Consider the following 25,089-nt stretch of genomic DNA (forward strand, 5'->3'; position numbering starts at 1 on the left):
CTCAAACCGATGTGCCGGCAAGGCCGCGCTTGGGAGGGAATGCTTATGACAACTGCCGATACCGTTCTTGCACCGGTTGGTGCTTCCGGCTTCCTCGATCGTGAACGCACGATCGCGAAGGCCGGGTTCAATCGCTGGCTGGTGCCGCCGGCCGCTCTGTGCATCCATCTCTGCATCGGCATGGCCTACGGCTTCTCGGTGTTCTGGCTGCCGCTGTCGCGCTCGATCGGCATCACGCAGAGCAAGGCTTGCCCCGACATCTCGCTGTGGCAGGAGCTGTTCACCACGACCTGCGATTGGAAGGTCGCGAGCCTCGGCTGGATGTACACGCTGTTCTTCGTCCTGCTCGGCGTCTCTGCCGCGATTTGGGGCGGTTGGCTCGAGCGTGCCGGCCCGCGCAAGGCAGGTTTCGTTGCCGCGCTTTGCTGGGGCGGCGGCCTGTTGATCGGCGCCTTCGGCGTCTACGTCCATCAACTCTGGATCATGTGGCTCGGGGCCGGCGTCATCGGCGGCGTCGGCCTCGGCCTCGGCTATATCTCGCCGGTGTCGACGCTGATCAAATGGTTCCCCGATCGTCGCGGCATGGCGACGGGCATGGCCATCATGGGTTTTGGCGGTGGTGCGATGATCGGTGCGCCGCTCGCCAATCTGCTGATCAACTACTTCAAGACCGCAACGGATGTCGGCGTCTGGCAGACCTTCGTCGTGATGGGCGTGATCTATTTCATCTTCATGACGATCGGTGCCTTTTCGTATCGGGTGACGCCGCCCGGCTGGCAGCCTGATGGCTGGACGCCGCCAAGCGAGAAGAAGTCGATGATCACCGAGCACCATGTGCACCTCAACAACGCGCACAAGACGCCGCAATTCTGGCTGATCTGGTGGGTGCTCTGCTTGAACGTCTCGGCGGGTATCGGTGTGATCGGCATGGCCTCGCCCATGCTCCAGGAAATCTTCGCCGGCAAGTTGATCGGGCATCCGGAGCTGACGTTCAGCCAGCTTTCGGTCGAACAGAAGGCATCGATCGCGGCGATCGCCGCCGGCTTCGCCGGCCTGCTATCGCTGTTCAATATCGGCGGCCGGTTCTTCTGGGCGTCGATGTCGGACCTCATGGGGCGCAAGAACACCTACTACACGTTCTTCATCCTCGGCATCGTGCTCTACGCGCTGGCGCCCACCTTCGCGGCGATGGGCTCGAAACTGCTGTTCGTGCTCGGATTCGGCATCATCCTGTCGATGTACGGCGGCGGCTTCGCGACGGTGCCGGCCTATCTTGCCGACATGTTCGGCACCCAGTTCGTCGGCGCCATCCATGGCCGGTTGCTGACGGCATGGTCGACTGCCGGCATCATCGGTCCGGTCGTGGTCAACTACATCCGCGAGTTCCAGCTCGCGGCCGGCGTGCCGCGTGATCAGCTCTACAACACGACGATGTACATCCTGTGTGCCATGCTGATCGCCGGTTTGATCTGCAACTACCTGATCAAGCCGGTCGATCCGAAGTGGAACATGAGCCACGAGGAGGTGGCCCGCCTGCAGGCGGCCAGTGCGAAGAGCGAAGCGTCGGTCCAGCACGGCTCGTTCGGCATCGGCAAGGGCGGTCTGGATGCCAATGCGGCGCTGTTCTGGGCCTTTGTCGGCGTGCCGCTGGCTTGGGGCGTCTGGAAGACGCTGGAGAGCGCGGTCAAGATCTTCTGATCGCACGTTCATCGCGGCGGGAGCGCACCATGCGCGCCCCCGCCGCTCATTTCGATTGTTTCAAAACTTCCCTGGGGGAATTCGATGGTTCGTAAGCTCGTTTGTGCAGCCGCCGTGCTGCTCGTCGCCGGCGCCCTGCAATCCGCATCCGCACAAACCGCCGCGGCACCGGCTGTAACGCCGCCCGCCGCGACCGAGGCCAAGCCCGGCAAGATCAAGCTGACCGCGCAGAAGCTCAAGGACATGAAGGCCAAATGGAGCGCCAACAAGTCAAAGCTTAGGGAGTGCCGCAAGGACGTGAAGGCCAAGGGCCTCGCGGGCGACGATCGCTGGTTCTATATCGAGGAGTGCATGGGCAAGAGCTGACCCGTCAGCATTGGGGCACGGAGAGGTCACCTGCAGCCTCGGAGCGGAGCTCGATACGATTTCGCTATCGCAGCATAGGAAGCCTTTATTGATCTCCAGACCAATTCAGGCTTCGTTCTATCGATTGGCGCGTTGGACGAACGCAAGGCCGTGTCCGGGCCGCGATCCTGGGTTGCCCTTGGGCTGCGCTTAACTGCTTCCGCGAGCATGATAATTTGCTTGGCATCTGGCATGCCAGGAGCTAGAACTGGAGTCGTTCTAAAAGACGAGATCGAGACGAATCGATGAGCCACGACGACGTGCACAAGGTCCGCCCGTTCGAGCATCCCGGTGAGGGACGCAAGCGCGCCAAGGCCACGCCCAAGGGGCGGCAGGTCGATCCCACCGCCGCGCACGAGATCGAGCAGCTGCTCGGCGACAGGCCGCGGCGGCGTGATCTCCTGATCGAATATCTGCACCTGATCCAGGACAGATATCATCAGATCTCGGCCGCGCATCTGGCCGCGCTCGCCGACGAGATGAAGCTCGCTTTCGCCGAAGTGTTCGAGACCGCGACGTTCTACGCGCATTTCGACGTGGTGAAGGAGGGCGAGCCGGATATCGCCCCGCTGACGATCCGCGTCTGTGACTCCCTGACCTGTGCGATGCTCGGCGGTGAGAAGCTGCTCGAGGATCTGCAAAGCGCAAGCGGCCCTGGCATCCGTGTGGTGCGCGCGCCCTGCGTCGGTCGTTGTGATACTGCGCCGGCAGCCGAGGTCGGGCACAATTTCGTCGATCATGCGACCGTCGCCAATGTGATGGCGGCGGCGAAGGTCGGCGACACTCACGCGCATCTGCCCAACTATATCGGCTACGAGGCCTACGTCGCGGGCGGCGGCTACAAGCTGCTGAGCCGCCTGCGCTCGGGCGAACTGTCGACCGACAATCTTTTGAAATCGCTCGACGATGCTTCGCTGCGCGGCCTTGGCGGCGCCGGCTTCCCGACGGGACGGAAATGGCGCGCCGTGCTCGGCGAGCCCGGCCCGCGGCTGATGGCGATCAACGGCGACGAGGGCGAGCCCGGCACGTTCAAGGACCGCGTCTATCTCGAAAGCGACCCGCATCGCTTCATCGAGGGCATGCTGATCGGCGCGCATGTGGTGCAGGCCTCCGATGTCTACATCTACCTGCGCGACGAATATCCGGCCTCGCGCGAGATTCTGGAGCGCGAGATCGCAAAGCTTCCGCCGGGCGGTCCAACGCTGCACATGCGCCGCGGCGCCGGCGCCTATATCTGCGGTGAGGAATCCTCACTGCTCGAAAGCATCGAGGGCAAGCGTGGCCTGCCCCGGCACAAGCCGCCTTATCCGTTCCAGGTCGGCCTGTTCGGCCTGCCGACGCTGATCAACAACATCGAGACGCTGTGGTGGGTGCGCGACATCGTCGAGAAGGGCGCTGATTGGTGGAAGGGCAATGGTCGCCACGAGCGTCATGGCCTGCGCAGCTTCTCGGTCTCGGGCCGAGTCAAGAATCCCGGCATGAAGCTCGCACCCGCGGGCATCACCGTGCGCGAGCTAATCGACGAATTCTGCGGCGGCATGGCCGATGGCCATCAGTTCTATGCGTACCTGCCGGGCGGCGCATCCGGCGGTATCCTGCCGGCGTCGATGGACGATATCCCGCTCGATTTCGGCACGCTGGAAAAATACGGCTGCTTCATCGGCTCTGCCGCGATCGTGATCCTGTCGCAAAAGGACAGCGTGCGCGCGGCGGCGTTGAACCTGATGAAATTCTTCGAGGACGAAAGCTGCGGCCAGTGCACGCCGTGCCGTGTCGGAACCCAGAAGGCGGCGCTGCTGATGCAGAAGCCGGTCTGGAACCGCGCTCTTCTGGAAGAATTGAGCCAGGCGATGCGCGATGCCTCGATTTGCGGGCTTGGACAGGCGGCATCGAATCCGCTGGCCACCGTGATCAAATATTTCCCTGACGAGTTCAAGGAAGCGGCCGAATGACCAAGATTACGTTTGAGCTCGACGGCAAGCAGGTCGAAGCCAATCCCGGCGAGACAATCTGGCAAGTCGCAAAACGCCAGGGCCGCGAGATCCCGCATCTGTGCTATTCGCCCGCGCCCGATTATCGGCCCGACGGCAATTGCCGCGCCTGCATGGTCGAGATCGAGGGCGAGCGCGTGCTGGCTGCGTCCTGCAAGCGCACGCCGTCGGTCGGCATGAAGGTGAAGTCGGAGTCCGCGCGCGCGGTGTCGGCGCAGAAGATGGTGATGGAGCTGCTCGTCGCCGACCAGCCGGCGCGCGAGACCAGCCACGATCCGGATTCGAAATTCTGGCACTGGGCCGAGACGACAGGCGTCACCGAGAGCCGCTTCCCCGCCGCCGAGCGCTGGGCAACCGACGCCAGCCATCCGGCGATGCGCGTCAACCTCGACGCCTGCATCCAGTGCGGCTTGTGCGTACGCGCCTGCCGCGAGGTCCAGGTCAACGACGTCATCGGCATGGCCTATCGCAACCATGGCTCGAAGATCGTGTTCGACTTCGACGATCCCATGGGCGAGTCCACCTGCGTCGCCTGCGGCGAATGCGTGCAGGCTTGCCCGACCGGCGCGTTGATGCCGGCCGTGATGCTCGACGAGAAGCAGACCCGTGTCACCTATGCCGACAAGAAGGTGGATTCGCTCTGTCCGTTCTGCGGCGTCGGCTGCCAGGTGACCTACGAGGTCAAGGACGAGAAGGTGATCTATGCGGAAGGCCGTGACGGCCCCGCCAACCGCAACCGTCTCTGCGTCAAGGGCCGCTTCGGCTTCGACTACATCCATCACCCGCATCGCCTGACCAAGCCGCTGGTGCGGCTGCCGAACGCGAAGAAGGATGCCAACGACCAGGTCGATCCCGCCAATCCCTTCACCCATTTCCGTGAAGCGAGCTGGGAGGAAGCGCTCGACATCGCCGCCAAGGGCCTCGTCAAGATCCGCGACGAGAAGGGTGTGAAGGCGCTGGCGGGCTTCGGCTCGGCCAAGGGCTCGAACGAAGAGGCCTATCTGTTCCAGAAGCTGGTGCGTACCGGCTTCGGCTCCAACAACGTCGACCATTGCACCCGACTGTGCCACGCCTCGTCGGTGGCGGCGCTGTTCGAAGGCTTAAGCTCGGGCGCGGTATCGGCGCCATTCTCGGCTGCGATGGATGCCGAAGTGATCATCGTGATCGGCGCCAACCCGACCGTGAACCATCCGGTCGCCGCGACCTTCATCAAGAATGCGGTCAAGCAGAACGGCGCAAAGCTGTTCGTGATGGATCCGCGCCGGCAGACGCTGTCGCGCCACGCGACCAAACACCTGCAGTTCAAGCCCGGCTCCGACGTCGCAATGCTGAACGCGATGATCCACACGATCATCACCGAAGGGCTGACCGACGACCAGTACATCGCCGGCTACACCGAAGGCTTCGAGGACCTCAAGGAGAAGATCAAGGAATTCGCGCCGGAGAAGATGGAAGCGATCTGCGGCATCCCGGCGCAAACCTTGCGCGAGGTTGCCCGGACATATGCCCGCGCAAAATCGTCGATCATCTTCTGGGGCATGGGCATCAGCCAGCATGTCCACGGCACCGACAATGCGCGCTGCCTGATTGCGCTGGCGCTGATCACCGGCCAGGTCGGCCGTCCCGGCACCGGCCTGCATCCGCTGCGCGGCCAGAACAACGTGCAGGGCGCCTCCGACGCCGGCCTGATCCCGATGTTCCTGCCGGACTATCAGCCGGTTGGTCGCGACGATCTGCGCGGCAGCTTCGAAAAGCTGTGGCAGCAGGATCTCGATCCCGTCCGCGGCCTGACCGTGGTCGAGATCATGAATGCGATCCACGCCGGCGAGATCACGGGAATGTATATCGAGGGTGAGAACCCCGCGATGTCCGATCCGGATCTGCAGCATGCGCGCCATGCGCTCGCCATGCTCGATCATCTCGTGGTGCAGGATCTCTTCGTCACCGAGACCGCGTTCCATGCCGACGTCATCCTGCCGGCTTCGGCGTTCGCGGAGAAGGACGGCTCCTTCACCAATACCGATCGCCGCGTGCAGCTCGCCCGCCAGGTGATCAAGCCTCCGGGCGATGCGCGGCAGGATCTCTGGATCATCCAGGAGATCGGCAAGCGCATGGGCCTGCCCTGGAATTACGCCGGCCCGGGCGACGTCTTCACCGAGATGGCAGAGCTGATGCCGTCGCTGAAGAACATCACCTGGGAGCGGCTGGTGCGCGAAGGCGCGGTGACCTATCCGGTCGACGATCCCAACAAGCCCGGCAATGAGATCATCTTCACCACGGGCTTCCCGACCGCCAGCGGCCGCGGCAAGATCGTGCCGGCCAAGGTCATCCCGCCGGACGAGATCCCCGACGCCGAGTATCCGATGGTGCTGTCGACCGGTCGCGTGCTGGAGCACTGGCACACCGGTTCGATGACCCGCCGCGCCCAGGTGCTCGACCAGATCGAGCCGGAGGCGGTCGCCTTCATGTCGCCGAAGGACATGCGCAAGAAGAACCTTACACCGGGCGATTTCATTCGTCTGGAGACCCGCCGCGGCGCGGTCGAGGTCAAGGTCCGCTCGGACCGCGACGTGCCGGAGAACATGGTGTTCATGCCGTTCTGCTATGCGGAGGCGGCGGCGAACCTGCTGACCAATCCGGCGCTCGATCCGTTCGGCAAGATCCCGGAGTTCAAGTTCTGCGCGGCCCGGGCCGAGCGCGTGGAAATGCGGGACGCGGCGGAGTAGGGCACTGCCTTCGCTTGGCGGCACGTTGCTGCCAAACCCTCGGTGTCGTCCTGGCGAAAGCCAGGACCCATACCGCGTGATCCATCGATTGCAGACGGTCGCAGTACCGGACTGCGAGCCTTAGCCAAACTCTTCCCTGGGGTTATGGGTCCCCCGCGTACGCGGGGACGACAACGGAGAGCGTGGCGGGGAATTGTACCCCTACATCGTCATCGCTTCGCTCCTCGCAATGACGGTGCTAAACGTGGCCCATGTCCAAGGTCACCCCCGCCACTCGCGCGCTCACGGCCGCCGGTGTTGCCTTCACCGTCCATGCCTACGACTATGATCCTGACGCCGAGAGCATCGGGCTGCAGGCGGCCGCCGCGCTCGGTGAAGACCCGGCACGTGTCCTCAAGACGCTGATGGCGCTGGTGGACGGCAAGCCGGTCTGTGTGGTCGTACCGTCCGACCAGGAGGTCTCGATGAAGAAGCTCGCCGCAGCCGCGGGCGGCAAGTCGGCGCAGATGATGAAGCCCCCCGAGGCCGAGCGCGTCACCGGCTACAAGGTTGGCGGCATCAGCCCGTTCGGGCAGCGCAAGCCCATTCGCGCCGTGATCGAGCAGAGCGCGCTCGCGCATGATCTCGTCTATCTCAATGGCGGCCAGCGCGGGTTGCAGGTGCGGCTCAAGCCGGGTGACGTGAGGGACGTCGTGAAAGCGGTCGTCGCGGATGTGCTGGCGTGACGGCAATGGAGCGCGATCATGAGGCGGCCACTGCTGCTGTGGTTCGCGATCTTGCTTGTGGTCTGCCCGCCGGCTGAGGCGCATCAGATCAATCTTGTGACCGCGCGCGTGGCCCTCACCGCCGATCGCATTGTGAACGTCGAGATGGGATTGAAGGGCAGCGATGTCGATCGCCTGATCGGCACGAAGATCCATGATGCAGGGCAGGACGCGGTCGACCCGGTCGCGGTCGAAGCGGCCAAATCCGCAATCATCGATTATCTCGGCCGGCACCTGGCCGTGACAGGCGGCGGTACGGCTTGTTCGCCGGGTGATGCCGCGATCCTGCCTGATGGTGACGGTATCGTCTATCGCAACAGCTTTGCTTGCACGGACGCGGCCGGCGACATCGTCTATCGCTCCACCGTGCTGACGGCGAAAGACAAGACCGCGCGACAGGTGGTGCTGATCGCGCAGGGCAGGTCCGAGGCGCAGGCCTTGCTCGATGCCGACAATACGACGGTGACGCTCTCGACGGCGCCGCCATCGCCGTTCTCGATCATGCAACGCTATTTGCTCACCGGCATCGAGCACATCTTTCTCGGTTACGATCACATCGCATTTCTGGTCGCGATCGTCTTGTGGGCGCGACGGCTCTTGCCGGTCGTCAAGATCGTGACCGCTTTCACCATCGCCCACTCCCTGACATTGTCGCTCGCGGCGCTGAATGTCCTGGTCATCCCGAGCCGCATCGTGGAGCCGGCGATCGCGGCCTCGATCGTGTTCGTGGCGGCCGAGAATTTCTTCTCGCGGGACGTCGACAAGCGCTGGCGCGTGGCTCTTCTGTTTGGTCTGATCCACGGCTTTGGCTTCGCCGGCGCTCTTCACGAGATCGGCCTGCCGCCGGATGCGATCGTCCCGGCGCTGGCCGCCTTCAACATCGGCGTCGAGATCGGGCAGATCGCGATCGTCGCGCTGATGGTGCCGATACTTGGCCTGTTGGACCGTGTGACTGTGGTCGGGCCGGATGAGCCGGCACGCGCGACGAGACTGGTCTACTCGGTGTCCGCGGCGATTGGGCTGCTCGGTGGATATTGGCTGCTGACGCGCGTGTTCGAGGCGTGATCGGGCCGGCCTACTGCTTCTGTAACAGCTTCAGCCGGCAGCGCAGCGCCTCGCGGATGTGTGCGCGGGCAAGCTGCTCTGCTTTGTCGCCGTCGCGCGCGGCGATGGCGTTGATGATGGCCTTGTGCTCGCCATGGCTGGACGAGGGGCGGCCCGATACGGAGAAGGTGGTCGGGCCGAGCAGGGCGATCCAGTCCTGCAATTCCCGCGAAGCGTTGTCGAGATAGCGGTTGCGCGCGGCCCGGCATATGGCCTCGTGGAAGCTGCGATTGAGTCTTGCCATCTCGGCCGCGTCCGCTGCGGGAGCTTCGACAAAAGCCTGCTCGATATCCCGGAGCGCATCGACCTCGGGCGCCGAAGCGTGCTCGGCGGCAAGGCGCCCCGCGGCGCCTTCCATGATCTCGCGCATGGCGTAGAGCTCGAGGACCTCGGAGATGTCGAGATTGCGCACGATCAGCCCGCGGCCGCCGGCGGGCTCGACGAAGCCGCGCGCGGCGAGCCGGCCGAGCGCTTCGCGCACCGGGGTGCGGCTGACCTTGAGCCGCTGTGCGACCTCTTCCTCGCGCAGGCGATCTCCGGCGCGGTAGTTGCCGGCCTGGAGTGCTTCACAGAGCGAGCGGAACACGGCCTCGCCGAGCGCAACGCCGCCGCCGCGCGCGATTGATCCGCCTGTCTTTGCCGGGCGCCTCGCCATGTTCCCTCGACGCAAGGCGCATCCTGCTCATGCAGAGATGTCGCTTGCACAGCTTATGTATATCTTTGTATACAAAGGTACGCAATGGCGGTGCGGGTGACCGGTGCCGCCGGTGGATAGAATGTCTCCCCTTCGTCGTATCGGACGGACGGCATGAGCAGCAAATACGACGTGCTGGTGATCGGCGGCGGCAACGCGGCGCTGTGCGCGGCGATCGCGGCACGGCGCGGTGGTGCGTCGGTGCTGGTGCTCGAAGGTGCGCCGAAGTTCTATCGCGGCGGCAATACCCGCCACACCCGCAACATGCGTTGCGCCCATGACGCCGCAACCGAAATCCTGACCGGTCCCTACACTGAGGACGAGTTCTGGGAGGACCTGCTGCGCGTCACCGGCGGGCAGACCGACGAGGTGCTCGCGCGCCACATGATCCGCGAATCCAAGGACATCCTGAACTGGATCGTGGAGCAGGGCGTGCGCTGGCAGCCCTCGCTCGGCGGCACGCTAAGCCTCGGCCGCACCAATTCCTTCTTCCTCGGCGGCGGCCGGGCGATGCTGAATGCGCTCTATCTCACCGCCGAGCGGCTCGGCGTCGAGGTCGAATACGACGCCGAGGTCACCGACCTCTTGATCGAAGACGGCATGTTCCTCGCAGCGCGCCTGAAACGGCCGATCAAGGGCGAGACCGAGATCCGCGCGACCTCGCTGGTTGCCGCGGCCGGCGGGTTCGAGGCCAACATCGAATGGCTCAAGCAATATTGGGGCGAGGCCGCCGACAATTTCCTGATCCGCGGCACGCCCTATAATCGTGGTTCGATCCTGAAGATGTTGCTCGACAAGGGCGTGCAGGAGGTCGGCGATCCCACCCAGTGCCATGCGGTCGCGATCGACGCCCGCGCGCCGAAATTCGACGGCGGCATTATCACACGTCACGACTCCGTGGTGTTCGGCATCGTCGTCAACAAGCACGCCCAGCGCTTCTACGACGAAGGCGAGGACATCTGGCCGAAGCGTTACGCGATCTGGGGCCGGTTGGTCGCGGCGCAGCCCGACCAGATCGCCTACATCATCTTCGACTCCACCGTGGTCACGAGCTTCATGCCGACGCTGTTTCCGCCGATCGCCGGACAGACCGTGGCCGAGCTCGCCGGCAAACTGGAGCTCGACCCGGCAGCGCTGGAAAAGACGATCGCCGAATTCAACGCCGCGGTGCTATCAGGCACCTTCGACCACACGATTCTGGATGACTGCCGCACCGAAGGCATCACGCCGCCCAAGACGCACTGGGCGCGCAAGATCGAGACGCCGCCTTATCTCGCCTATCCGGTGCGGCCCGGCATCACCTTCACCTATCTCGGCACGCGCGTGACCAAGGAGGCGCGGATGCTGATGGCTGACGGCAAGCCGTCAGGCAACATGTTCGCCGCCGGCGAGATCATGGCCGGCAACGTGCTCGGCAAGGGTTATGCCGCCGGCATGGGCATGACCATCGGCAGCGTGTTCGGACGGATCGCGGGACGGGAAGCGGCAAAACATGCACGGAACTAGGATCCTGGACGAAGCCGACCGCCTGATGACGGTCTGCAATTCCTGCCGCTATTGCGAGGGCCTCTGCGCGGTGTTTCCGGCCATGGAAATGCGCCGCGCCTTTTCCGACGGCGACCTCAACTATCTCGCCAATCTCTGCCATGGCTGCGGTGCCTGCTATGTCGATTGCCAGTTCTCGCCGCCGCACGAGTTCAACGTCAACGTTCCCAAGACGCTGGCGGTGGCGCGCGCCGAGTCCTATGCAGCCTGTGCTTGGCCGCGGGCGCTCTCAGGCACATTTGAGCGGAACGGCCTCGTCCTCAGCATTGTCGCCGCGCTCAGCATGGCCGCTTTCATCCTCGGCTTCGCGGCCCTGAACGACCGCGGCGTACTGTTCGGCGTGCATACCGGCCCCGGCGCCTTCTACAAGCTGATGCCGCATAACGTCATGGCCGCGCTGTTCAGCGTCGTCTTTCTATATGCGATCCTCGCACTGATCATGAGCGTGCGCGCCTTCTGGCGCGACATCGGGCCGCCGATCGGCGGTCGCGCCGATGGGGGATCGATCTTGCGGGCGATCCGCGATGCCGGCGAGCTGCGCTATCTCCACGGCGGCGGCATCGGCTGCTACAACGAGGACGACAAGCCGACCGACCGGCGCAAGCTGTACCATCATCTGACGTTCTATGGCTTCATCCTGTGCTTTGCGGCGACATCGGTGGCCACACTCTATCACTACTTGCTTGCGCGCGAGGCGCCGTATCCTTGGTGGGATCTGCCCGTCGTGCTCGGCTCGCTCGGCGGCATTGGCCTTGTCGTCGGGCCAGTCGGGCTGTTCGTCGCGAAGCTGCGCAGGGCGCCGGAACTGCTCGACGAGAACCGTTACGGCATGGATGTCGGCTTCATCGCCATGCTGTTCCTGACCGGGCTCACCGGCATGGCGCTTCTGGTCCTGCGTGAGACCGCCGCAATGGGGCCATTGCTGGCGCTGCATCTCGGCGCGGTGTTCGCGCTGTTCGTCACCATGCCCTATGGCAAGTTCGTGCACGGCATCTACCGTTTCGCCGCGCTGGTGCGCTACGCGCAGGAGCGGCGGACTGCAGGGTGACCCGTTACTTCGGTTGAAAGCGGCCCTCGCGCAGGAAGGCGATGGTCTGCGCGATCGCGGCGGCGTGGCGCGGAAGCCCGGTATGCGACGTCTTCACGACGATATGGTCGGCCATGCCGGCCAGCCCCGCGCTTTGCACCGAGACCCGTCCGTCATTTGGCTTCGGCAGAACGAGCAGGCCGGCGACGGGATCGATGAAGCGGCTTCCGGCGATCACGCCGACCGGATAGTCGATGGCGGGGAGGGCATTCGGCGCGGTCGCAGGCGTGGTGGTGAGCTCGAGCCCGGCTGGCCCATAGAATTTGCGATAGGGCAAAGATCCCCGCAGGAGATCGGCGACCTCGCTGCCGCTGTTCGGCGTGCCCAGCATCACGACGCGGCCAAGCCGGGCCGGCCGGTGTTTCGCGATATAAGCGCGCGCGACGAGCCCGCCCATCGAGTGCGCGACGAAATGCAGCGGTGCGTCGCGCTCGGCGAAACGGGTGATCGCCGGGTGGATATCCTCCGCAAGCGCGGCGATCGGCTTGCTGCGGCTGGGATAGTCGATGTTGAGCGTTGCGAAGCCGGCCGCACGAAGCGCCCGTTCCAGCTTCATCAGAGATGCCGAGGTCCGCGCGATGCCGTGAAGCAGAACCACTCCCGGGCATCGGGCGTCGCCTGAATGAGGCGCCTCGTGCATCTGCCTTACGCCACTTCGCGCTCCGGCGCGGACGCCTGCTCGCGCGCCATCGTCGTCGCGGTGACGTAGTCGGTCTTGCCGGTGCCGAGCAGCGGCACCTTGTCGACCACCAAGATCGCCGCGGGAACGGTCAGCTCGGACGCGCCGATCGTCTTGGCCTGGCCCTGCATCGCGCTGCGCTCGGCATTCTTCTCCGTCGTCAGCAGCACGATGCGCTCGCCCTTGCGCGGGTCGGGGATCGAGACGGCGACCGATGCGGCCTGCGGCCACAACGTCGCGGCGATGCTCTCGACCGCGGACAGCGAGACCATTTCGCCGGCAATCTTGGCAAAGCGCTTGGCACGGCCCTTGATGGTGATGAAGCCGGCGGCGTCGATCGCCACGATGTCGCCGGTGTCGTGCCAGCCCTCGGGAAGCTTTTCGAGCACGCCCGGATTTTCGGCCCTGAGGTAACCGAGCATCACGTTCGGCCCGCGCACCGAGAGCCGCCCACCTTCCTCGATGCCGGGGACCGGATCGAGCCTGCTTTCCATCAGCGGCGAGAGGCGGCCGACGGTGCCGGGGCGGTTGGCCATCGGCGTGTTCATCGCCAGCACCGGCGCCGTCTCGGTGACGCCGTAGCCTTCGAGGATGCGGATGCCATAGCGCTCCATGAACACCTGCCGCGTGCGGTCCTTAACCGCCTCGGCGCCGGCGATCACGAGGCGCAGGGTGCGGAAGTCGTAGGCGTGCGCCGAGCGGGCGTAGCCGGTGAGGAACGTATCGGTGCCGAACAGGATCGTGGCGCCGGTCTGGTAGATCAGCTCGGGCACGATGCGGTAGTGCAGCGGCGAGGGGTACATGTAGATTGGAATGCCCCCGAGCAGCGGCATCATCATCCCGCCGGTCAGCCCGAACGAATGGAACACCGGCAGCACGTTGAACACCTTGTCATTGGCGTTGGCATCGACCCGCGCCAGCGCCTGCGCCGCGTTGGCGAGGATGTTGCGGTGGGACAGCACCACGCCCTTGGGTGTGCCTTCCGAACCCGACGTGAACAGCACGACGGCGGGGTCAGTTGCCTGGCGGGCGACGCGCGGCGTCGTGCCGGCGAGCAGGCCCTTGATCTTGTCGGCCGTCCCGATCGAGCCGCGGACGTCCTCGAGATAGACGACCCGGGCTTCCGCGGAGATCGCAGCCATCAGCTTGTCGAGCTTGCCCTTCTCGATGAAGGCCTTCGATGTCAGCACGGTCTTGACCTCTGCGGCCTTCATGGCCGCGAGGACGTTGACCGGGCCGGCCGAGAAGTTGAGCATCGCCGGTACCCGGCCGATGTTCTGCAGCGCCATGAAGACGACGGCGACGCCCGCCGAATTCGGCAACAGCACGCCGACATTCTCGCCCACGGCGGTGCCGGTCTCGAGCTTCCGGCTCAAGACCTGCGCGCCGAGAATCAGCTTGCGATAGGTCAGCTTGGTACCGAGCGCGTCCTCGATGATGACCTTGCCGGTGTCACGGTCGCGATAGGCGTGTCCGAGCGCTTCGAACAGGGTGTGATCGAGCATGGCGTTCTTGACCATCGCATCGATCATCACGTCCTGGAGTGCGGCGCCGGCGGCGTTGCGGCGCGCCTTGCCCTTCAGCGCCGGGTCGACCGGCAGCTTGATCGGCGGCAGGATGGTGACCGTCACACGCGGGAACCACGAGCGCTTGATCTGGCTGGAGTTGAGGTAGCTGAGATGCGAGCGCTGCGCGCCTTCGATGCGAACGGGTACGACCACCGCATCGGCCTTGTCCGCGATCATCGCCGTGCCGTCATAGACCTTCATCAGCGAGCCCGAGACGGTGATGCGTCCTTCCGGAAAGATCACCACCGGCTCGCCGGCGGCGACCAACTTGATCAGGTCCCGCGCAGCCAGCGGCTTGCTCGGATCCATGGTGTAGTGCTTGACGACGCGCAGGAACGGCTTGGCCCACCAGGCCTTGGCGATGCCGGTGTCGACCGCGAAGCTCGCGTCGATCGGCAGCACGGCGTGGAGCAGCGGGCCATCGATCAGGCTGACATGGTTGGGCGCGATCAGCATGCGCGTGCCGGCAGGCGGCAGGTTCTCGAGGCCGCGAACCTCGGTGCGGAACAGTGCGCGGAACAGCAGTCCGCCGAAATCGCGCACGCCTTCCTTGCCCCATTTCGTCAGCACGAACCAGACTGCGCCGAAGCTGGCGACGCCGAGCCCGAAGAAGATCCAGCCGATGTGAAGGCCGGCCGCCTGCAGCAGCGCGACGAACAGCGAGCCGACCACCATGAAGGCGGCCTGCAGCACGTTGCCGGCGGCGATGATGCGGGCGCGCTCGGACGGTGCCGACCAGGCCTGGACCGCGGCAAAGGAGGGAACGACGAACAAGCCGCCGCCGAATGCGAAGGCGACGAAGTCGACGAGCATACGCAGGCCTGCGAACGAGGTCGCGAAGCCGGCCGCGGTGATGTCCTGCCCCTTGGCGGTCACGCCGATGGCCCAGGCGAGATCGAGGCCGGCAAACCCCATGATGATGGCGCCGATCGGGACCAGCGCGAGGTTCGGGCGAACGTGGCTGAGGCTGGCAGCGAACAGTGAGCCGATGGCGATGCCGATCGCGAAGATCGCAAGGCACAGCGTCACCACGCCCTCGGTGCCGCCAACGACATCCTTGACCAGCGCCGGCAGCAGCGACAGCACGATCGCGCCGACCAGCCAGAACCAGGAGACGATCACCGTGCCGTCCCACAGCCGGTGGTCGGCATGCAACGTCCTAAGAAGGCTCACCGTCGAGGTCCAGGGATTGGCGTCGACGGGCAGATCGGGCGCCGACGGCGTCGTCTGCGGAATGCGGGAGGCGAAGGCCCATGACAGCAAGGCCAGCACGACCACGGCCGATGCGACCCAGCCCATATGCGCGGATCCCGCCACGAACTGGCCGCCGGCGACGGTGCCGAGCAGGATGGCCATGAAGGTCGCGCCTTCGACCAGCGCGTTGCCGGTCGCGAGTTCGCCGAGCTCGAGCTGATCCGGCAGCATGGCGTACTTTACGGGCCCGAATAGCGCGGCGATGGTGCCGAACAGGGCGAGCGCCGCGAACAGGAGCGGCACCGAGTGCAGGAAGAAGCCGGCGGCGGCAAAGCAAGCAGCGAAGATCTCGGCGAACTTGAGTCGCCTTGCGACGACGGATTTGACGTATTTGTCGGCGAGCTGGCCGCCGAGCCCGGACAGGATGAAATAGGGGAAGATGAAGACCGCGCCTGCCACCGTCACCAGCGCATCGCCGTGGCCGGTTGCGGCGCTGTAAAGCAGGATGATGACGAGCGCGTTCTTGAGCACGTTGTCATTGAGCGCCGAGAAGAATTGCGCCCAGAACAGTGGAGCAAAGCGGCGTGACGACATCAATTCCCTGATCATGACTAGTCCTGTTTTGGAAAGGCAGAATGAGGTTCGTTACGTTGTCTTTGAAGCGTCACGACCGGAAGGGGAGGGGACGAACGATTGCGGGCGCTGATGGCCGGCCTGCCTTGTCCCCTCGATCCCTCTGATCCTGTTGGTCTCCAAGCGGCGTCTTTAGGTTCGCAAAATATCCGGGCGCGCCTTACCGGGTATGCGCCGAGCGATGAGGAAAAGCTGAACCGCGTCACTGAAGTCTGGCGAGATCGGCCGCGAACATCGGGACATGGTGAGTCCTTCCTTGCAACCAGTTCTTGCATTCGAGACGACCTGCGTGTGCAGGTCGCGTGCGCCTCAGGTGAGATGGGCGAGGTGACGAAAGGGCGAGAGGCGGCGGAGCAGGCTGATCCGGCGGCCGTCCTGACGGGCACGCGCGCGGCTCGCCCGCCACATCCGGAAGGTCGCCCGGCGTTCTGTCAGCACGCCGGCAATGTCGCAGGCATTTGCGATGCGATCGATCGGCGTCATCGCGAACCGCAGCAGGGCGCGGCCAAGGCCGGTCACGAGGGCGGTGGCGTCGTCGACGAAGGTGGCGGCGATATCAACAGCGAGGGTTTGCATTTTGGTCGTCTCCAGGTTAATTTGAACAATGTTCACATGAGTAGCTCGAAAATGAACAATGTTCAAGAAGAATCGTTGCGGGATCAGAAAAAAAATCGGCGGCGGCTCCAGATCCTGGAGATCGCGCGGGGGATTATCGCGACTAAAGGATTGAGATCGTTGAAGGTTCGGGATGTTGCTGAGGCCGCCGGCTGCTCCGTTGGCAGCGTCTACAACGAGTTCGGCGACTTCGACGGGGTCATCCTGACCGTCAATCGGGAGACCGTCCAGGCGCTCACGGCCCGGCTTCGCGGGGTTCCGGCCGAAGATCCCGTTCGCCAGCTCTACGGGCTTGCCGAGTCGTATCTCGAATTCTTCGCGGAGCATGCCAATCTGCTGCGCTCGCTGTTCGAGCATCGGATGGAGGACGATCGTCCCTATCCCGACGACATCCTGCAGATGGTGATGGACGCATTTGCGCTGATGCATCCGCCCCTGGTGCGGCTGCTACCGGATGCGGATGACGTGAAGATCGCGCTGTTGTCGCGCACCTTGTTTTCTGCCGTGCACGGAATCATCTCGCTCGGTCTCGAGGAGCGCATGGTGGCCGTGCCGCCGCAGATGCTGCGTCAGCAGATCGAACAGTTCGTCGACGCCCATCTCGCCGGCCTCGGCATTCTGCCGGTCGGCGCGCGGAAGTCTTGATCGGGCGCCGGTGCTACCAGGCGTATCGCAGGCTCGCGGTGCCGGAATAGGTGGTGCTGCGGGCCGCGAACTCGCCGTCGAACTTGGCCGACAACGCAACACCGTTCGAAAACTTCAGCTCGGCCCCGGCCGATGCAAGCGCGGCGTCCTTTGCCGGCGTCGCGCCTTGCACGATGAAGCTCGCGCCGGGCAGCGCCTGGAATGCGGCGACGAGCGTCGGATCGCTCACCCAATCATGGGCCCAGGCCGCGCGGCCGCGCAACGTCAGGACCGCGTTCGGTGCGACCAGTGTGGCGCGATCGAAGCGCGCGCCGAGTTCGCTGCGCGTGTCGGAGGCCGTACGCCCCCGATAGGTCAGGCCGAAGCCGCTGCCGGCCAAATCGGTCTCGGTATAAGTCGGCGTGCGAAACGCCTGCACCTGTGCTGCCGCATATGGCGTCAAGCCGCCGATCGGCGTCGCGAAGCGATAGCCACCCTCGATGCGGCCGCCGACGGTCTGCGCATCGAACTTCGCGGTCAGCTGGTTGCTGAACGGCGCCAGGCGGTCCGTCGACATCCAGTGATTGGCCACGGCGAGCGAGGCGGCGAAATAGGCAGGCCCGTTGCGGACCGCGGTGTAGACGCCGGCCTGGATCGCCTCGCTCTTGCCGCCACCGAGCGCCTGCGCGAGATCCCATCTGGTGCCGCCGCCGGAGAGCGCAAAGCCGACGATCGCGTCGCGGCTGAAATGATAGTCCGCACCGGCCGCGACGCCGCCTGCGCGCGCGCCGAGGTCGTGGCTGCCGATCACGATCGGATCGCCGCCGGTCTGGTTGGTGCCGCCGAACGCCGCGCCCCAGGCGGTCCAGCGCTCGGCAAAGGTCGGCGCCTTTGCCGTCGGCGCGCCCAATATCTTGTTGTAGGCGAGGGCGGCATCGTCCGGCATCGCGGCGCGATCGGTGTTGAAGCCGAGTGCGGCGTCGCCGGTGCCGACGTTCACGCCCCTGCGTCCGTTGACGAATGGATCGAGCATGAGGCCGAGGAACTGACTCGTGAACTGGAAAGCGCCCTGCTGGGCCCCGGTCGCCGCTTCTCCTGAAAGCTGATCCAGGCTGTAGCGGAGCTGCGCGTCGCTCTGGCCCGCGAAAGACGACAGGAAGGGCAGGTTCGGGCCGAATGCGCTCAGCGCGCCGGCCACCTCCTTCTGGTTCTGCGTCTGGGCGATCGAGAGGAAAGCGGCATTGTTGTAGTTGAGCGTCAGGAAGACGCTGAATCCGTCATAGCTGAGGAAGGACGCGAACAGCTGCGGATTGTATCCGCTGACAGTCACACCAGAGAAACTACCGGTGAGGCCAGCCGTCGTGCTGAGGATGGTGTACTGCGTCGAGGGATTGTAGGCGCCGGCAATCGTGTTAGCGGCGACGGTGCCGCCGGTCAGCGTCGCGCTCACGGCGGAAATCTTGTCTGATTGTCCGGCCGCGTTGACCGAGATTGCGTAGGTTGACCCTGACTGGAACGCCGCATTGCTGTTGACGACGAGTTGACCGAGATTTCCGGGCGCGACCCTGCCGCCGGACAGCACCGTGAGCGATCCGATCATGCCGCTGCCACTGAGCGTGCCGCCGCTCACCACCGTCCCGATGTTGGCCATCGCGCCGTTGACAATGAGGGTGCCGGCCTGGACGTTCATGGCGGCCGTGTCCATCGTGGTGCCCGTCAGCGTCCAGGTCGAACTGCCGGTCTTTTCCAGCATCTCGAAGTCCTTGAACTGGCCGGCCGCACCGAATGTGCCGAGGTCGAACGCCGCGTTGGCGGTTCCGCCCAGGCGCAACGTGTCCATTCCGCTACCACCCACGACCCAGCCCGTGATGTTCGATCCCGCGCGGAGCTCGAAGACGTCGTTGCCGCCCTTGAGGTCGACAGCCGTGCTGACAATGTTGTTGATGATCGTGCCGGCGTTGATGACGGTGTCCTGACTGTTAGAGCCGAAGATTGCGGTGCCCGAGGCATTCGATATCGTGCCGGCGTTGTTGATGGTGTTGCCGTCTGCCGCGCCGTTGAGTTCGATGGCCGCCGGGCCGTTGCCCTGGACGAGGCCGCTCGACAGGACATTCACTTGGTTGCTCGCGGAGCCGGCGAAGATGCCGATGCCGGAGGTTCCGGCAGCGCCGCTTCCAACCGTACCTCCGATCACGATGGTGTTGTTGCTCGAACCGGACAGACCAAGCCCCGTCGAGCCGAGGGCCGGTGACCCGGTTGCGGCACCCGCATCCACGGTAATTGTATTGTTGCCTCCGCCTGACACGATGATGCCGTCGCTGTTGGCTGGCGCGACCGATGCGTTGTTGAAGATCCTGATCGAGCTGTTGGATGCTGTTTGAAGCACAATGCCCGCAAAAGTGGGGTCATTCACTGAGGTCGCGGTGGTGCCGTCGCCGATGTTGATGGTGACTCCGTTGACCACGGGGAATGTCTTGATCTGGGTGTTATTCCCGACGCAGGTGATCGAATCACCCGATTGAAGCGTCGTCAGCGTGCCGGCTCCGGTCACCACACACACCGCTTGCGCCGGCGTGATGAACCACGGCAGAGAACCGCTTGCGGCGAGGGCGCCGATCGCGGTGCTCAGAAGTAGCATGCGCCGCCGGGGCGTGTTCGAGCGGACGATATTGCGCGGGGCTAGCAAACGATTCCAAGGCACTTCCAAACTCCTCCTGCGGCGCAACCCGTGGAATCGCGCCGCAAATATTGGGCAGTGCCATGCTTAGAGAAGGAGGCGCCGGCCATCGTGGCCCGGCGCGCAATGTGATGTGTCCGAATGCGAAGAGCGCCGCTTTTTCAAAGCCATGTGGCCGCGACGTCACAACTGCGCCGTATCACTGCACTGTCCGGCGCGCCAAAGTGGACCGAGACGTCATCGGGTCGGTCTGAGGCGAACTCAACCCGATCGCAATGTCGGCCGACCGTCGAATTGAAATGATGCGCGGGCGGCAATCAGCCTTGCGCGGCGGCGGCTTCGCGGCGCCAAGGCGCGACCACGACGACGTCCGGTCGCCCGCCATCGACCTGAACGCGGTTGCGTCCCTTTTCTTTGGCGCGGTAGCAGGCCGCATCGGCGCGCCGCATTGCATCCTCGAGCGTGATGTTGCGATCCGCGATGCAGGTGACGCCGATGCTGGCGGTCACCGCAAAGCAGCGATCGTCCCAGGCGAAGTTGAACAGCTCGAGCGCTCGCCGCAGCCGTTCGGCGATGTCGACCGCGTTCGCAGGCGAGCACTGCGGCAGGATCAGGCCGAATTCGTCGCCGCCGAGCCGCGCCACCAGGTCATGCGGCCGCCGATCCCGTTGCAGCAGGTTCGAAATCTGGCAGAGCAGGCGGTCGCCGGCGAGATGACCGCTGCCGTCGTTGACGCTCTTGAACTGGTCGAGGTCGAGCAGGATCAGCCCGAGCGGACCGGCCGCAACGTTGTCCAGCTCGCTTTGCAGGCGTGCCTCGAAGGCGCGCCGGTTGGCGAGGCCCGTCAGCCAGTCGTGCGATGCCTGCCACGCCAGGCGTTCTTTCTCGGCATGCAGAGCGTCTTCGAAGGACTGTCGCTGCAGCACCAATCGCCGCGTATGCCAGATCAGGAGCAGGATCAGCGCCGCGGCGGTGGCGATGTTGATGCCGGTCAGCGTCAGCTTGATGGCGCGCGAGCCTTCGCCGAGCACCGTGGAGAACCGTTTGGCATGCACCGTGAATTGGGCGTTGAGCTCGGATAGCCGCGATGACAGGACTTGCAGGCGGTCCTCGTCCTGAATGGGTCCCTTCGCGAGCTCGGACCGGATGACCTCGCCGAACACGCTCAGCTCCAGCAGCATCGGATCGGTGGCAGCCCACTCGCGGATCGCGTCCTGAAGGAAGCTGACGCGGTTGAAGTAGCGAAACAGCCAGATCAGTCCCGGCACGTCGTCGGGATGGTTGCCGCCTTGCAGGAAGCCGATGCGGGCGGCCTCGACGTCGACCGGATCACGCTCGAGTGCCCAGCGCGCGAACTCGTCACCGATGGGAACGGCAAGCGAGGCCTGGTATTGCGTGAACTGGCTGGCATCGCCCGAATGCAAATAGAGATTGAGGAAATAGACGGCGTTCTTCTGCGAGCGCGACCACATCGCTTCGCCCGCGATATAGGCGCGGACCGACGACATCACCTCGAGACTGAATCCCGCGATCGCCGCCTGGAGCACGACGACCATCACGAAAGGCGATACGAGCTTGATGACATGAAGGAAGCTGTGTCCCTTCGTCGACGTCGCTGTTCTGCGAAACACCCTGCGTTCCCCAAATCGCGCAATGACCCCCAGCGGAGCGCTGCGCCTGCAACGCCAAGTAGAGGATATGGTTGCTTAACTCGGCCTGAAAGGCGCGGGAGACTGCATCGCAGGGTGAAAGCGCTGTGAAGCCGATATGCGCAGATCGCTTCAAATGCCGGTAAATAGGACAAAGCGCCGCATCGACGAACGAATGCCTCGCATTCGTCGTGCGCGGTTTACCCGATCGAGAGAGTTTCGTCGGTGCCGTTAGACCAGCACCGGCTTGCGGACGCGGCCGGCGTCGCCGAACACGCGCAGATACCGCTCGATCTCCGAGGGCATGCCGGTCGCCTTCTCCGGATTGTCGGAGAGCTTGACGGCCGGATGGCCATCGACCGACGACACCTTGCAGACCAGCGAGATCGGATCGAGATTGAACGAGCCGTCCGGCGGGCAGCCGACGAAGTCGTTGGTGAGGTTGGTGCCCCAGCCGAAGGAGAGCCGCACCCGGCCGGCGAAGTGGTGATAGGTCTCCTCGATCGAGCCGACATCCATGGCATCCGAAAAGACGAGCAGCTTGTCCTTGGGATTGCGCCCCTTCCTTTCCCACCAGGCGACGATCTCCTCGCCGGCCTGGATCGGCGGCGCGCTGTCGGGGCGGAAGCCGGTCCAGTCCGCGACCCATTCCGGCGCATCGCGCAGGAAGGCCTTGGTGCCGAAGGCGTCGGGCAGCGCGATCAGCAAATTGCCGCCGTAAGTCTGGCGCCACTGGTCGAGAATGCGATAGGGCGCCCAGCGCAACTCCTCGTCGTCCCTGGCGAGTGCCGCGGCGACCATCGGCAGCTCATGCGCGTTGGTGCCGATGGCTTCGAGATCGTTGTCCATCGCGAGCAGCACGTTGGAGGTGCCGATGAAGGACGGACCCAGGCCTTCCTTCACCGCCTCCACACACCAGCGCTGCCAGAGGAAGCCGTGACGCCGACGTGTGCCGAAGTCGGACAGGCGCAGATTCTCCAGCTTGCGCAGCCGCTCCACCTTGGTCCACAGCTTGGCCTTGGCGCGGGCATAGAGCACGTCCAGCTCGAAGCGGCCGCGGCCCTTCGTCGCCGCGCGCGAGCGCAGCTCGTTGAGGATCGCGAGCGCCGGGATCTCCCACATCGTGGTGTGGGTCCACGGTCCGTGGAAATGCAATTCGTATTGGCCCTCGACCTTGCGCAGCTCATACTCGGGGAGGCGGAATTCGGCCAGCCAGCGGATGAAGTCCGCCGAGAACATGTGGGTCTTGCCGTAGAAGGTGTTACCAGCCAGCCAGATCAGCTCCTTCTTGGTGAAGCGGATGGTGCGGGCGTGGTCGAGCTGGGCGCGCAGCTCGCCTTCGTCGATGATCTCGGCAAGCCGCACATGGCGCGAGCGGTTGATGACCGAGAAGGTCACCTGCTGATCCGGGTAGTCTTCCCGAATCATTTGCAACATCAATAGCTTGTAGAAGTCGGTATCAAGCAGGCTGCGGATGATGGGGTCCAGCCGCCAGCTGTGATTGTAGGTCCGGCTCGCAATATCGGTCACTGTCATGGGGGGATTTTAGCGCGGCGGCCCGCGCGCAACCAGTGGGTTTGGCGAGGGGTGGTCTTCCGAAAGGCGGTATCGGCGATCAGGCCTTCAAGCCTTGGCGGCCGTCGCTGCGACCGTCTCGAGCTGGCTCCTGACCCAACGATGAGCCGGATCTTTCTGATAGCGCTGGTGCCAGACCATGAACATCGGCAGCTCGGCCAGCGTCCGCGTGCGGGACGCCAGCGGAATCCGCGTTTGCGCGAAGCCGCGCATCACGCCGGATGCGAGCAGGCTCGGCATGCTCGCCAGCATCTGCGAGCCACGCAGGAAGGACGGCACGCCGGAAAAGCTCGGGACCGAGATCGCGATGTCGCGGTGAAGACCGTTGGCCGCCAGCCGGCGGTCGAAGTCGAGCCTCTCATTGTCGGTATAGACGACGGTGATGTGGCGCGCGGCGAGATAGGTGCTGCGGCTGGCCGGCGCAGTACGCGCCTTGGCATCGAAATAACAGACGTAATGATCCCTCAGCAGGCGCTTCTGCACGATGTCGATGCCAGACGGCGGCAGCGGCGTGATCAGGAGATCGCAGCGGTTCTCACGCAGCATCGCGGGGGAGGGCGACTGCGAGGGGATCACGCGCAAATTCAGGCTCTTCACCTGGCCGGCGACATGATCGAAGAACCGGGGCAGCAGCAGATCGCGCTGGAAGTCATTGGCCGCGATCGTCAACGAAAGCTGCGCGCGCGGCGGCTCGAAGCTGACGCCGCCGGCAAAGCTTCGCATCTCGTCGATCAGTGCGCGCGCCTTTGCGGCCAACGCTTGCGCATGCGCGGTTGCGACGATGCCGCGGCCGGACTTGGCGAACAGGGGATCGCCCGCGATCCGCCGCAGCTTGTTCAGGGCGTGGCTGACGGCGGACTGCGTCAGGCCGAGCCGGGTGGCGGCCGCCGTGACCGAGCCTTCCTCCAGCACCGCAAGGAACAGCTCGAGGGCGTGGCCGTCGAGGGCCAAATGATCGATTTCCTTCATGCAATATATTATAATCAATCTATTTATCTGCGGAATAGACCGGCCCATGATCTCCCGATAAGCCGCGCGTCCGGACCCCGGGCGCCCCAGGGAGAGAGACACGATGAATGCCCAGGCGCCAGCCTTGCGGGATCCCCGCCTCAACCGCCCCGAGCCCCTGACGCCGCCGCTTGGTGATGGCGGCTTCTTCCAGCGCGATCGTTCGATCCATCCGCCGGCGCATGCGCCGGGCTACAAATCCTCGGTGCTGCGCTCGCCGCGGCAGTCGCTGCTGTCGCTGGAGAACTCGGTCTCGGAGATCACGGGGCCGGTGTTCGGCCACAACGATCTCGGTCCGCTCGACAATGATCTGATCCGTAACTACGCCAAGGACGGCGATCCCGTCGGCGAGCGCATCATCGTCCACGGCCGTGTGCTGGACGAGACCGGCCGCGGCGTTCCGAACACCCTGGTCGAGTTCTGGCAGGCCAACGCCGGCGGCCGCTACCGGCACAAGAAGGACACCTATCTGGCGCCGGTCGACCCGAATTTCGGCGGCTGCGGCCGCGCGCTCACCGACGACACCGGTTACTATTATTTCCGCACCGTGAAGCCGGGGCCCTATCCCTGGCGCAACTACGTCAACAGCTGGCGTCCCGCCCACATCCATTTCTCGGTATTCGGTTCGGGCTTTGCGCAGCGGCTGATCACGCAGATGTATTTCGAGGGCGATCCGCTGATCCCGGTCTGTCCGATCCTGACGACGATTCCGGACCAGGATGCGCTCGACCGCCTCGTGGCGCCGCTCGACCTCAACGCCTCGGCGCCGTTCGACTCGCTGGCCTACCGCTTCGACATCGTCCTGCGCGGCCAGCGCTCCACCTATTTTGAAAACCGCACCGCGGGGAACTGA

At 64.8% G+C, this 25,089-nt stretch carries 17 protein-coding genes; 10 read left to right on the forward strand and 7 right to left on the reverse strand.

What is annotated here, in order from left to right; all coding sequences use genetic code 11:
- Window positions 1-45 precede the first annotated feature (45 nt).
- The 6 genes from GGD65_RS29560 to GGD65_RS29585 all read left to right on the forward strand — a co-directional run bounded on the left by GGD65_RS29560 (window position 46) and on the right by GGD65_RS29585 (window position 8,649).
- Window positions 46-1,698 (forward strand): OFA family MFS transporter, encoded by a 1,653-nt coding sequence (locus tag GGD65_RS29560; RefSeq protein ID WP_028142275.1) that lies wholly within the window; start codon window positions 46-48, stop codon window positions 1,696-1,698.
- A gap of 84 nt (window positions 1,699-1,782) precedes the next feature.
- Window positions 1,783-2,064 carry a hypothetical protein gene (locus GGD65_RS29565; protein WP_018317018.1) on the forward strand — a complete coding sequence of 94 codons (282 nt, stop codon included), beginning with the start codon at window positions 1,783-1,785 and terminating at the stop codon, window positions 2,062-2,064.
- Between the two features lie 284 nt (window positions 2,065-2,348).
- A complete protein-coding gene (locus tag GGD65_RS29570) occupies window positions 2,349-4,055 on the forward strand; it encodes an NADH-ubiquinone oxidoreductase-F iron-sulfur binding region domain-containing protein (protein ID WP_183237498.1) in 1,707 nt (568 codons plus the stop codon).
- Complete coding sequence (fdhF, locus tag GGD65_RS29575; RefSeq protein ID WP_018317020.1) at window positions 4,052-6,820, forward strand: formate dehydrogenase subunit alpha; 2,769 nt, start codon at window positions 4,052-4,054, stop codon at window positions 6,818-6,820. The genes GGD65_RS29570 and fdhF overlap by 4 nt, the downstream gene beginning before the upstream one ends.
- A gap of 251 nt (window positions 6,821-7,071) precedes the next feature.
- The gene (gene ybaK, locus GGD65_RS29580) at window positions 7,072-7,545 is read left to right on the forward strand and encodes a Cys-tRNA(Pro) deacylase (protein WP_018317021.1); all 474 of its coding nucleotides are present in this window, start codon (window positions 7,072-7,074) and stop codon (window positions 7,543-7,545) included.
- 18 nt (window positions 7,546-7,563) lie between these two features.
- On the forward strand, window positions 7,564-8,649 hold the full coding sequence (locus GGD65_RS29585) for a HupE/UreJ family protein (RefSeq protein ID WP_183237500.1): 1,086 nt from the start codon (window positions 7,564-7,566) through the stop codon (window positions 8,647-8,649).
- Window positions 8,650-8,659: 10 nt separating this feature from the next.
- On the opposite strand, the gene GGD65_RS29590 is transcribed toward GGD65_RS29585, so the two are convergent.
- Window positions 8,660-9,343, reverse strand: coding sequence for a GntR family transcriptional regulator (locus GGD65_RS29590; protein ID WP_183237501.1), 684 nt, complete (start codon window positions 9,341-9,343; stop codon window positions 8,660-8,662).
- A 153-nt stretch (window positions 9,344-9,496) separates the two neighbouring features.
- On the opposite strand from GGD65_RS29590, the gene tcuA reads away from it, so the two are divergent.
- Window positions 9,497-10,888 (forward strand): FAD-dependent tricarballylate dehydrogenase TcuA, encoded by a 1,392-nt coding sequence (tcuA, locus tag GGD65_RS29595; protein ID WP_183237502.1) that lies wholly within the window; start codon window positions 9,497-9,499, stop codon window positions 10,886-10,888.
- Window positions 10,875-11,975: a tricarballylate utilization 4Fe-4S protein TcuB gene (gene tcuB / locus GGD65_RS29600; protein WP_183237503.1), complete on the forward strand. Its 1,101-nt coding sequence runs from the start codon at window positions 10,875-10,877 to the stop codon at window positions 11,973-11,975. Before tcuA ends, tcuB begins: the two co-directional genes overlap by 14 nt.
- A gap of 4 nt (window positions 11,976-11,979) precedes the next feature.
- Here tcuB and GGD65_RS29605 read toward each other — a convergent pair whose 3' ends face one another.
- Window positions 11,980-12,654 carry a triacylglycerol lipase gene (locus GGD65_RS29605; RefSeq protein WP_183237506.1) on the reverse strand — a complete coding sequence of 225 codons (675 nt, stop codon included), beginning with the start codon at window positions 12,652-12,654 and terminating at the stop codon, window positions 11,980-11,982.
- A gap of 5 nt (window positions 12,655-12,659) precedes the next feature.
- A complete protein-coding gene (locus GGD65_RS29610) occupies window positions 12,660-16,064 on the reverse strand; it encodes an acyl-[ACP]--phospholipid O-acyltransferase (protein ID WP_183237510.1) in 3,405 nt (1,134 codons plus the stop codon).
- Between the two features lie 651 nt (window positions 16,065-16,715).
- Here GGD65_RS29610 and GGD65_RS29615 point away from each other — a divergent pair.
- Complete coding sequence (locus GGD65_RS29615) at window positions 16,716-17,348, forward strand: TetR/AcrR family transcriptional regulator (RefSeq protein ID WP_183237626.1); 633 nt, start codon at window positions 16,716-16,718, stop codon at window positions 17,346-17,348.
- Between the two features lie 13 nt (window positions 17,349-17,361).
- Here GGD65_RS29615 and GGD65_RS29620 read toward each other — a convergent pair whose 3' ends face one another.
- The 4 genes from GGD65_RS29620 to GGD65_RS29635 all read right to left on the reverse strand — a co-directional run bounded on the left by GGD65_RS29620 (window position 17,362) and on the right by GGD65_RS29635 (window position 24,197).
- Window positions 17,362-19,965, reverse strand: a complete 2,604-nt coding sequence (locus GGD65_RS29620; RefSeq protein ID WP_183237512.1) for an autotransporter domain-containing protein — start codon at window positions 19,963-19,965, stop codon at window positions 17,362-17,364.
- A 356-nt stretch (window positions 19,966-20,321) separates the two neighbouring features.
- Complete coding sequence (locus GGD65_RS29625) at window positions 20,322-21,635, reverse strand: GGDEF domain-containing protein (protein ID WP_183237513.1); 1,314 nt, start codon at window positions 21,633-21,635, stop codon at window positions 20,322-20,324.
- Window positions 21,636-21,884: 249 nt separating this feature from the next.
- On the reverse strand, window positions 21,885-23,189 hold the full coding sequence (gene pncB, locus GGD65_RS29630; RefSeq protein WP_018317032.1) for a nicotinate phosphoribosyltransferase: 1,305 nt from the start codon (window positions 23,187-23,189) through the stop codon (window positions 21,885-21,887).
- Between the two features lie 87 nt (window positions 23,190-23,276).
- Window positions 23,277-24,197 (reverse strand): LysR family transcriptional regulator, encoded by a 921-nt coding sequence (locus tag GGD65_RS29635; protein ID WP_018317033.1) that lies wholly within the window; start codon window positions 24,195-24,197, stop codon window positions 23,277-23,279.
- A gap of 103 nt (window positions 24,198-24,300) precedes the next feature.
- On the opposite strand from GGD65_RS29635, the gene pcaH reads away from it, so the two are divergent.
- The gene (gene pcaH / locus GGD65_RS29640; RefSeq protein WP_183237515.1) at window positions 24,301-25,089 is read left to right on the forward strand and encodes a protocatechuate 3,4-dioxygenase subunit beta; all 789 of its coding nucleotides are present in this window, start codon (window positions 24,301-24,303) and stop codon (window positions 25,087-25,089) included.

It is taken from the genome of Bradyrhizobium sp. CIR18 (assembly GCF_014198295.1).
Classification (GTDB): Bacteria; Pseudomonadota; Alphaproteobacteria; order Rhizobiales; family Xanthobacteraceae; genus Bradyrhizobium.

Coding starts and splice junctions, on each gene's coding strand:
- GGD65_RS29610 (WP_183237510.1), bottom strand. CDS start 16,064: ATGATCAGGGAATTGATGTCGTCACGCCGCTTTGCTCCACTGTTCTGG.
- GGD65_RS29570 (WP_183237498.1), top strand. CDS start 2,349: ATGAGCCACGACGACGTGCACAAGGTCCGCCCGTTCGAGCATCCCGGT.
- ybaK (WP_018317021.1), top strand. CDS start 7,072: ATGTCCAAGGTCACCCCCGCCACTCGCGCGCTCACGGCCGCCGGTGTT.
- tcuA (WP_183237502.1), top strand. CDS start 9,497: ATGAGCAGCAAATACGACGTGCTGGTGATCGGCGGCGGCAACGCGGCG.
- GGD65_RS29615 (WP_183237626.1), top strand. CDS start 16,716: ATGAACAATGTTCAAGAAGAATCGTTGCGGGATCAGAAAAAAAATCGG.
- tcuB (WP_183237503.1), top strand. CDS start 10,875: ATGCACGGAACTAGGATCCTGGACGAAGCCGACCGCCTGATGACGGTC.
- pncB (WP_018317032.1), bottom strand. CDS start 23,189: ATGACAGTGACCGATATTGCGAGCCGGACCTACAATCACAGCTGGCGG.
- GGD65_RS29590 (WP_183237501.1), bottom strand. CDS start 9,343: ATGGCGAGGCGCCCGGCAAAGACAGGCGGATCAATCGCGCGCGGCGGC.
- GGD65_RS29560 (WP_028142275.1), top strand. CDS start 46: ATGACAACTGCCGATACCGTTCTTGCACCGGTTGGTGCTTCCGGCTTC.
- GGD65_RS29620 (WP_183237512.1), bottom strand. CDS start 19,965: ATGCTACTTCTGAGCACCGCGATCGGCGCCCTCGCCGCAAGCGGTTCT.
- GGD65_RS29585 (WP_183237500.1), top strand. CDS start 7,564: ATGAGGCGGCCACTGCTGCTGTGGTTCGCGATCTTGCTTGTGGTCTGC.
- GGD65_RS29565 (WP_018317018.1), top strand. CDS start 1,783: ATGGTTCGTAAGCTCGTTTGTGCAGCCGCCGTGCTGCTCGTCGCCGGC.
- fdhF (WP_018317020.1), top strand. CDS start 4,052: ATGACCAAGATTACGTTTGAGCTCGACGGCAAGCAGGTCGAAGCCAAT.
- GGD65_RS29605 (WP_183237506.1), bottom strand. CDS start 12,654: ATGCACGAGGCGCCTCATTCAGGCGACGCCCGATGCCCGGGAGTGGTT.
- pcaH (WP_183237515.1), top strand. CDS start 24,301: ATGAATGCCCAGGCGCCAGCCTTGCGGGATCCCCGCCTCAACCGCCCC.
- GGD65_RS29635 (WP_018317033.1), bottom strand. CDS start 24,197: ATGAAGGAAATCGATCATTTGGCCCTCGACGGCCACGCCCTCGAGCTG.